The 8695-nt window shown below is 52.2% G+C and carries 7 protein-coding genes and 1 pseudogene; 6 read left to right on the forward strand and 2 right to left on the reverse strand.

The window, feature by feature from the left end; genetic code table 11:
- Positions 1 to 223: 223 nt before the first annotated feature.
- From CHB83_RS17740 to CHB83_RS17750, 3 genes are all read left to right on the forward strand, one after another.
- The gene (locus tag CHB83_RS17740) at positions 224 to 2518 is read left to right on the forward strand and encodes an aconitate hydratase (protein WP_045687771.1); all 2295 of its coding nucleotides are present in this window, start codon (positions 224 to 226) and stop codon (positions 2516 to 2518) included.
- A 168-nt stretch (positions 2519 to 2686) separates the two neighbouring features.
- The gene (gene xrtK, locus CHB83_RS17745; protein ID WP_089333586.1) at positions 2687 to 3223 is read left to right on the forward strand and encodes an exosortase K; all 537 of its coding nucleotides are present in this window, start codon (positions 2687 to 2689) and stop codon (positions 3221 to 3223) included.
- The gene (locus tag CHB83_RS17750; RefSeq protein WP_089333587.1) at positions 3207 to 6053 is read left to right on the forward strand and encodes an MSEP-CTERM sorting domain-containing protein; all 2847 of its coding nucleotides are present in this window, start codon (positions 3207 to 3209) and stop codon (positions 6051 to 6053) included. Before xrtK ends, CHB83_RS17750 begins: the two co-directional genes overlap by 17 nt.
- A 50-nt stretch (positions 6054 to 6103) precedes the next feature.
- On the opposite strand, the gene CHB83_RS17755 is transcribed toward CHB83_RS17750, so the two are convergent.
- Complete coding sequence (locus CHB83_RS17755) at positions 6104 to 6514, reverse strand: hypothetical protein (protein WP_201783245.1); 411 nt, start codon at positions 6512 to 6514, stop codon at positions 6104 to 6106.
- A 163-nt stretch (positions 6515 to 6677) separates the two neighbouring features.
- Here CHB83_RS17755 and CHB83_RS17760 point away from each other — a divergent pair, with 163 nt between their 5' ends.
- Positions 6678 to 7394 carry a carbonic anhydrase gene (locus CHB83_RS17760; protein WP_045687770.1) on the forward strand — a complete coding sequence of 239 codons (717 nt, stop codon included), beginning with the start codon at positions 6678 to 6680 and terminating at the stop codon, positions 7392 to 7394.
- A gap of 65 nt (positions 7395 to 7459) precedes the next feature.
- Here the strand turns inward: CHB83_RS17760 and CHB83_RS17765 are convergent, their stop codons facing one another.
- Positions 7460 to 7708 carry a hypothetical protein gene (locus CHB83_RS17765; RefSeq protein WP_055562169.1) on the reverse strand — a complete coding sequence of 83 codons (249 nt, stop codon included), beginning with the start codon at positions 7706 to 7708 and terminating at the stop codon, positions 7460 to 7462.
- 232 nt (positions 7709 to 7940) lie between these two features.
- Here CHB83_RS17765 and CHB83_RS17770 point away from each other — a divergent pair, with 232 nt between their 5' ends.
- Complete coding sequence (locus tag CHB83_RS17770; protein WP_045687792.1) at positions 7941 to 8417, forward strand: LexA family protein; 477 nt, start codon at positions 7941 to 7943, stop codon at positions 8415 to 8417.
- A gap of 76 nt (positions 8418 to 8493) precedes the next feature.
- Positions 8494 to 8604: pseudogene (locus CHB83_RS17775) on the forward strand (Y-family DNA polymerase); the annotation flags it as partial.
- Positions 8605 to 8695: the final 91 nt, after the last annotated feature.

Here is an 8695-nt window from a genome sequence, read left to right on the forward strand (position 1 = left end):
ACTACTGCTGGGGACTATTAGTTTAATACCTAGGGATACGAATGTAGCGCCCGTTGTGCACTATCCTAGCCCACATCCACTCAGAGGCATTTGGAATGATTCTAAATGCTGGCTACCAGGGCCCTCAGAGGCCCGAAAATTTGGGCTACGCAACGACTGGCAACTATATTTGCGTACCTGTCTTACATAGGCATGTTCTCTCCACATTTTTCCCTTTCGCATTATGGCGTTTGACTTAGAAATGATCAAGGCCGTGTACGATGGCATGGGTTCTCGCATTGAGGCCGCCCGTACCGCCGTTGGCCGCCCGCTTACCCTGACTGAAAAAATCCTGTACGCTCACCTGTACGGCGGCTCTGTTTCGCAGGCGTATGAGCGGGGCGTTTCCTACGTCGACTTCGCTCCGGACCGCGTAGCTATGCAGGACGCAACGGCCCAGATGGCCCTGCTCCAGTTTATGCAAGCTGGCAAGCCGCAGGTAGCCGTGCCTAGCACTGTACACTGCGACCACTTGATTCAGGCAAAAGAAGGGGCCGACGAGGATTTGGCCATTGCTAACTCCGAAAACCGCGAGGTATACGACTTCCTGGCTTCGGTTTCCAATAAATACGGCATCGGCTTCTGGAAGCCCGGTGCTGGTATCATTCACCAAGTAGTGCTCGAGAACTACGCCTTCCCCGGCGGAATGATGATCGGCACGGACTCGCATACTCCCAATGCGGGCGGCCTGGGCATGATTGCCATTGGCGTAGGCGGTGCTGATGCCGTAGACGTAATGGCTGGCATGGCTTGGGAACTGAAGTTCCCTAAAGTAATTGGCGTGAAGCTGACTGGTAAGCTTTCGGGCTGGACAGCTCCCAAAGACGTTATCCTGAAAGTAGCTGGCATCCTGACCGTAAAAGGCGGTACGGGTGCTATCGTAGAATACTTCGGTGAAGGTGCCGAGAGCATGTCGTGCACTGGTAAGGCTACCATCTGCAACATGGGTGCTGAAATTGGGGCTACCACGTCGGTATTCAGCTACGACGATAAGATGAGCGACTACCTGCGCGGTACGGAGCGTGCCGAGGTGGCTGCCATGGCCGATGGCGTGCGTCAGCACCTACGCGCCGATGAAGAAGTGTACGCCAACCCCGCGGCTTTCTACGATCAGCTCATCGAAATCAACCTTTCTGAACTAGAGCCCCACGTGAATGGTCCGTTCACGCCGGATGCTGCCTGGCCAATTTCTCAGTTTGCTTCTGCTGTGCGTGAGCATGGCTGGCCCGAGAAGCTAGAGGTAGGCCTGATTGGTTCTTGCACCAACTCTTCGTACGAAGACATTACCCGTGCGGCTTCGGTAGCAGAACAAGCTGTACAGAAAGGCCTGACAGTTAGCGCCGAATTCACCGTAACGCCCGGCTCGGAGCTGGTGCGCTACACCGTGGAGCGTGATGGTTTGCTGGATACCTTCGCCCAAATGGGTGGTGTAGTGCTAGCTAACGCTTGTGGTCCGTGCATCGGGCAGTGGGCTCGTCACACCGACGACCCCAAGCGCCGCAACTCCATCATTACCTCGTTCAACCGCAACTTCGCCAAGCGTAACGACGGCAACCCGAACACCCACGCCTTCGTGGCCTCGCCCGAAATCGTGACGGCTTTCGCCATTGCTGGTGATTTGACCTTCAACCCGCTGGTTGATACGCTAACTACTAAAGACGGCCAACAAGTGAAGCTAGATGAGCCACACGGCCTAGAGATGCCTCCCCAAGGCTACGCAGTAGAAGACGCCGGTTTCCAAGCTCCCGCCGCCGATGGCACAGGTGTACAGGTAATCGTTGATCCTACCTCCGACCGTCTGGAGTTGCTCGACCCCTTCAAGCCATGGGAAGGTACCGATCTGAAAGGTCTGCGCCTGCTCATCAAAGCCCAGGGCAAGTGCACTACCGACCATATCTCCATGGCTGGCCCTTGGTTGAAGTACCGCGGCCACTTGGATAACATCTCCAACAATATGCTTATCGGAGCTATCAACGCCTTTAATGGTGAAGCTAACTCGGTGAAGGATGGCATGACCCAAGGTACACCCTACTCGGCTGTACCGCAGGTAGCTCGTAACTACAAAGCCCAGGGGATTGGGTCAATTGTAGTGGGAGACGAAAACTACGGTGAAGGTTCGTCGCGTGAGCACGCGGCTATGGAGCCCCGCCACTTGGGCGTGCGTGCAATCTTGGTGAAGAGCTTTGCTCGTATCCACGAGACCAACCTGAAGAAGCAGGGCATGCTGGCCCTGACCTTCGCTAACAAGGCCGACTACGACCTGATTGAAGAGGACGACACTTTCGATATCCTAGGCCTGACCGAGTTTGCCCCTGGCAAGCCTCTGCAGATTCGCCTGCACCACGCCGATGGTGATACGGACCTTATCACGGTAAACCACACCTACAACCAAGGTCAGATTGAGTGGTTTAAAGCCGGTTCAGCTCTGAACCTGATTCGCCTGAAGGAGTCTGGTGAAGCGCAATTGTCGCAGAAGTAATTCTGATTCTGAGTAAAACAAAGAGGCCACTTCCTGCGGGAAGTGGCCTCTTTGTTTTACAGGCTAAGCTGTTTTCCTTAATGCTGGTACAACTTTGAATTAAACTTTGCAATACAAAGTTCTTTGACATATGTTTGTCACAGTTCATTGAACATCTACTGTATACTTATGCAGCTTTCCCGGCAAGCACTGCTTTATTACACTTTGGGTATCACGTGTATTGCGCTCAAGTTTGGCTATGCAGGTTCTACCACTACTGATTTGCTTTGGCTCCTGCGGCCTACAGATGCCTTAATAGGTAGTATACTATCGTCGCCTTCTACATTCGATCCGTCCCGTGGATTTGTCCACACGGACCTGCACATCAGTGTTGATAAATCCTGCTCGGGCTTCAACTTCTGGGTGCTTTGTAGTGCCCTGCTCTGCGTCAAGTGCCTGCAGTACTGGGGGCCAAAGCGCGCAGGGGCTGGTTGGGCACTATTGGCCTTGGCGGTGCTAGGCTATGGCCTGACGGTGGTGGTCAACACTTCGCGTATTCTCACGGCGGTAGCGCTTCAACGACTCTTGCCGGAAGCTGCTCAGCGCCTCACCTGGCTACACCAAGCAGAAGGTGTAGTAGTCTATCTGATTTTTCTATTTCTCATCTACACTGGTTTTACTCTCTTGTGTCACTATCTAATACTTCGCAATGCAAAATCTGCTTAACCCGAAATGGCTACTGCTACTGCATACATTGCCTGTAGCGGTTCTGTTAGCTCTGCTTAGCGCCGAATATGCTGTCATTCACACCTTGCTACCTACCCCAAACCAACGACTGTGGCTAGGACTCGGCGCTATCCTATTAGTGCTGTTGTTCCTGCATGCTGGTTATGCTCTGTGGCAGATGCGTCGTAATCATTCTCTTTCCGCACTATATGGGGTAGGGGCGCTAGGCGTATACATTGCCTTTCTTTATATCTACTGCTATTTCATAACTGAATTATTTCCTGCCCAGCTACCTCGTTGGATAGTTCCAAGCGAGATGCCACTCTACGCCGGCACCTTTCTAATGCCAACTCTGGCGCATGCAGCCCTGGTTCTTCTCATCCGGCTCACGCCCACCGATCGGCCCCAACATGCTCTGCCAAACTTTGGTGTTGCGCTAGCTATACCAGCCTTGGTGTACTTATTCAGTCAGCTGATATTGCCGCTTTGGCAAATTCCTAGCGGAGAGTTTATGGGCCATGTGCTACTAGTGCTACTAGTAGCTGTCACTCTTGCCTTCCTGTTTTTTCTAGCCCGTAGCGTCTACATTCTAGTTACTAGTAGAACAACAATATGGATTAAGTACCGACCTGTCTGGAAAGTTCTGATTGCTCTTGTGTTGCCCTTAGTAGGATTGGCTATCAATAATGGGCACTTTCTCAGCTTGGCAAGTACAGAGCAGGAAGGAATATTTGGTAACTTCGATGGCCCTTGGTTTTATGGATTAGCCGTGTTGAATGGGTTGCTGCTGTGCTGTCCAGGTCCTAGGGGGAAGTGGAGCCGGTTAGCATTGTTTGCTGGCCGAGGGCTCACGCTAGCCTACACCCTCTATTTCTTTTTGGTCTTTCTGCCCTTTCTACCCTTATCGGTGCTAGTAGTAGTAGCACTTGGGATTGGTTTCCTGATGCTGACACCACTGTTTGTATTGCTGGTGCATCTGCAGGAACTGAGTTCTGACTTTAGGGTATTGGCTCAATACTTTCCGCGTCGGATAGTAATAAGTGTATTAGTAGGTAGCACGCTACTGTTGCCTATAGGTATCACAGCCACTTACCTATATCGTCGCCACGTACTGCATCAGGCGTTAGCTTACCTGTATACTCCAGATTACGCCGCATCTCAGCGCATCAACGCAGCAGCTTTGGCGCCTACCTTAGTCGAGGTGCGAGCTCATAAGCGCCCAAGCCTCAATGTATTGGGTAGCCACTTGCCTTACCTGTCTATGTATTTTAACTGGCTAGTGCTCGATAACCTCACCCTGTCGAACGAAAAGCTTGAACACATTGACGAAGTATTCCTGGGCAAATTACCCCGCGCACCTAGGAATGGGCGCGAAGAACCACCCAACGCCTCACCGAATAGTCCCGTACTCACGAAGCTCACCAGCCGCAGTGCCTACGACTCCAGCCGAGCAGCGTGGACCAGTTGGGTAGACCTAGAGCTTACCAATAGTACTGCTCGCGGCGATGAGGAATTCACTACAACGCTTGACCTGCCTGCGGGATGTTGGGTGCAAGGCTATTACCTAGACATACAAGGTCGCCGAGAAAAAGGGCTGCTTGCCGAGAAAAAAGCGGCTACCTGGGTGTATTCACAAATTCAAGACACGAAGCGAGACCCTGGAATTCTGTATTATCTTACCAGCAATAGGGTAGCGCTGCGTGTGTTTCCCTTTGCTGCACAGGAAATGCGGCGCACTGGCTTTGAGATAGTTCATAAGGAAGCCGTGACATTGCGGCTAGCTAACCACACCATTGTGCTAGGCGATTCTGTTCGCTCAGAAGTAAGTGCTCCAGTTACTACCCCTGGCGGAGAAGTAGTATACCTCAGTGCTCAGGCAAAACGCAAGCTTGCATTGGTGCACCGTCGGCCCTACTTTCATTTTCTGCTCGACGCCTCGGCTAAGTCAGCAGGTCATCGACTGGCTTACGCCCAGCAGGTTGCAAAATTTCTGCAGCAGCGGCCCAACGCAGCAGCTACAGCCCGCTATAGTATGGTAAGTGCTACCGTAAGCCATGTGGCCAAAGGACAAAACTGGCAAGTAGCCCTTACCTCTGCCCCGGGGGCAGGAGGCTTTTACTTAGAAGGAGCTATACGCCAAGTATTGGCCGAGGCTCAGATGAATCCTAGTGCTGAGTATCCTATACTCGTTGCGGTAACAGATGACTTTTCCCGCGCAATAATGCCCGATAATTTTTCTAACCTGCAGCTATCAACCCCCGAACAGTCCGTCTTCTATTCGCTTACTACCAACGAACGCCTGACTGCGTATTCGCTTCAACATCAGTCGCAAGTACCCCTGGCTGCCTTGCCGGTGGATGCAGTAAAGGCGGTGCGAGCGTGGCCTACTGCTACCCACCCCCTGGCCTACCTGCCCAACGACGGGCAACCCGCAGTAGTGCTAGCTACGCAAACCCTGCATGTACCTGCCAACACGGGCCACCGCTGGGAAGACGGCTTATGGCAGCAAGGGTATCAAGTATATCAGGCACTCTACCCCGCCGCTGCGGAAACTATGCGAGCAGCCTCTATTCGAGCCAGCTTCCAATCGGGTATTATGACTCCCCTAACCTCCTACATTGCCCTAGAAAATGAGGCGCAGAAAGCAGCGCTTCGTCGTAAGCAGGATAAAGTGCTGGCCGGAAATTCTGCTTTAGATGTAGGTGAGGACACACAACGAATGTCGGAGCCGGAGGAGTGGCTGCTTCTGCTGATGCTGGGAAGCTACTGGCTGGTAAAGCGGTATCGGCAGGGGCATAGCAACTCTAAGTTGTTTCCTTCCTTAGATTGATGCACGAAGGAATTAAGCAAACTCAACTGAAGATCATTCTCCCCTTACCCTCATAAGGTTGCGCCGTGCGTTGCTCGGTGCTCTTGGGGCTTCTGCACCAAGTAGTAGTAGAGTAGAATAGTGAGGCCGGTAAGAAAAGGCAATAGAGCTAAGTGCTTGCCGGTGATGGTGCCCCACACTCGCACAGTATCGAAGCCTACAAATTCGCTCACCATCCAGTACGAGTTGGCCGTTATCCAGAACACAATGGCAAGATTATGCGCCAACTCAGCCTTGATGTCGCGCGTGCGCCAGGTGATGAGGACCGCAATTAGCAGGGTAGGGAAAATCATGCTGATACCCAGAGGTTTCCAAATCATGCACCAGCCAATATCCTTGAGCAGCCAGAATAGAATGTGCATGTTTTCCATGCGACGGTAGGGCGCGGGGATGCTATAAACCTGATCGGCTGGCTGTTCCATAGAGACGAATGGGGAGCCGCAAAGATAACCAGCCTAATACACGCTAAATCTACAAATTAGGGTTTGGGCAAGGAAAATCGTCCGTATGCATAAGCCTATATGGTGTAGTTACGTAAATAGGCATCTTTACCACAACTACACGTTCTAACTTACTCCACACCACATGACAGCTTACGACGAAATCTTCGAAAACAACCGGCAATGGGTGGCCTCTGCCACACCCGACTTTTTGAAGCGCCTAGCCGCCGATCAGAACCCTGACTACCTCTACATCGGTTGCAGTGACTCCCGCGTGACGGCCGAAGATTTAATGGGAGTAGCTCCGGGCGAAGTATTTGTGCACCGCAACGTTGCCAATCTGGTCAACAATATTGACTTGAATGCCATGTCGGTAATCGAATACGCCGTGGACCACCTCAAAGTGAAGCACATCGTCGTATGCGGGCACTACGGCTGTGGGGGCGTGAAAGCCGCTATGCAGGCTAAAGACCTAGGTATTATGAACCCGTGGCTTCGCAACATTCGGGACGTATACCGCTTGCACCACGTCGAGCTAGACGCTATAGAAGACACCACGGCCCGTTACGACCGCCTAGTCGAGCTGAATGTACAAGAGCAGTGCGTTAATGTCATCAAAACCGCTGTGTTGCAGCAGAGCTACCTGCGCAATGGCTACCCCCAAGTGCACGGATGGGTATTTGATTTGAAAAGTGGCTTGTTAAAGGACTTGAAACTTGATTTCGAGCACATCCTGCACGACATCCAGGCTATTTATGACTTGAGCGAGCAGCCCCTGTTTGGCGAGGCTGACTCTTCGCCCGCCGAGCAAATTGGCAAAGCAAAAGACGAAGCGGACCGGCTACAGGACTCCCTTAAATAAAAGCGGCTGTTTCTGTGGTTAGCAGAAACAGCCGAGGAGCTGCGTAAGAGAGGGCTCAAGTGTGGCTAGTTTAGCCACACTTGAGCCACCGTTTCAAACCGGTGAGGGGCAAAAGCACCATAGGGGCGCTCCGCATAGAAACCCAGTACGTGTACCTGCGGCTGCTTCGTATGAGCATTGCGGCGGATTTGCACGGGATATACGCGGCCAGCCTCGGGCCAGTCACCAATATGGTCGGTAGGGCGGTGGCTAGCGTCCACGCATCGGGCATACTGCTGGACGGGAATCGGAACAGGAAGCTTCGTTTTCGACATATCCAAAGATAAGAATATTATCTCTATTTGACTAAAAAATTTGGGAGAATATTACTTGGATTTTGGACCTCTAAACTAGGTTTTAGTGGGGTAAAATAGGTTTTTTAGGCCATCCTAATTTCTCGAAGTAGGGATTAGATATTACGGGAATCAGAATGCATTATTTGCATATTTGCTAAAATAATTAGTAAATATGCACGGCTTGCTTTCTTTCCTTGTATGCGCCTTTCCTATGACATTTCTGTTGCCCTACCTCATTCCAGCTTCCCAACTGCTACCCGCCGAGCTTCCTCTATACGGTTGCCCAATACCCGCAGGCTTTCCCTCGCCCGCCGATGATCATCAAGATGCGCCGTTGGATTTGACGCGCCACTTATTTCGGAATCCGGCCTCTACCTTCCTCGCACGCGTAGTGGGCGACTCTATGGTGGGCAGTAGCATCCACGCCGGAGACTTAATTGCCGTGGATCGGGCTATGGTACCGTGCGATGGTAGTATAGTAGTGGCGGTAGTAGATGGCGAGCACACGGTTAAGCGTCTTCGTCAGCAAGCTGGGCGGCAGTGGCTCGAAGCGGCTAATCCTGCCTATGCGCCCTTAGAGCTTATTCCTGGTAATCCGCTACAGGTCTGGGGCGTGGTAACGCACGTAATACACGCCCTGGAAGGACGCGCCGCTGCGCAAACACTAGGGCAGTGGCGGCGGCGCTAACAGATTGGCGCTACGCTTCTTTTCTGGATGGTAGAGCTACAGGTACTACGCAACATACGCCTCAGTCCCAGTTGCCATGTATGCCCTAGTTGATTGCAACAACTTTTACGTGTCCTGCGAGCGGGTTTTTCAGCCCAATTTGGTGGGCAAGCCAGTGGTCGTACTCAGCAACAACGACGGCTGCGTGCGACCTGTTGCCTGTGAACTACATAAGCAGGCGTTCTTTAGCTAGGGCTAAAGAATAACTATCTGTCTGGTGCAGAGCTAACTTCTCTGCC

The sequence above is a fragment of the Hymenobacter mucosus genome, from assembly GCF_900188255.1.
Taxonomy (GTDB): Bacteria; Bacteroidota; Bacteroidia; order Cytophagales; family Hymenobacteraceae; genus Hymenobacter; species Hymenobacter mucosus.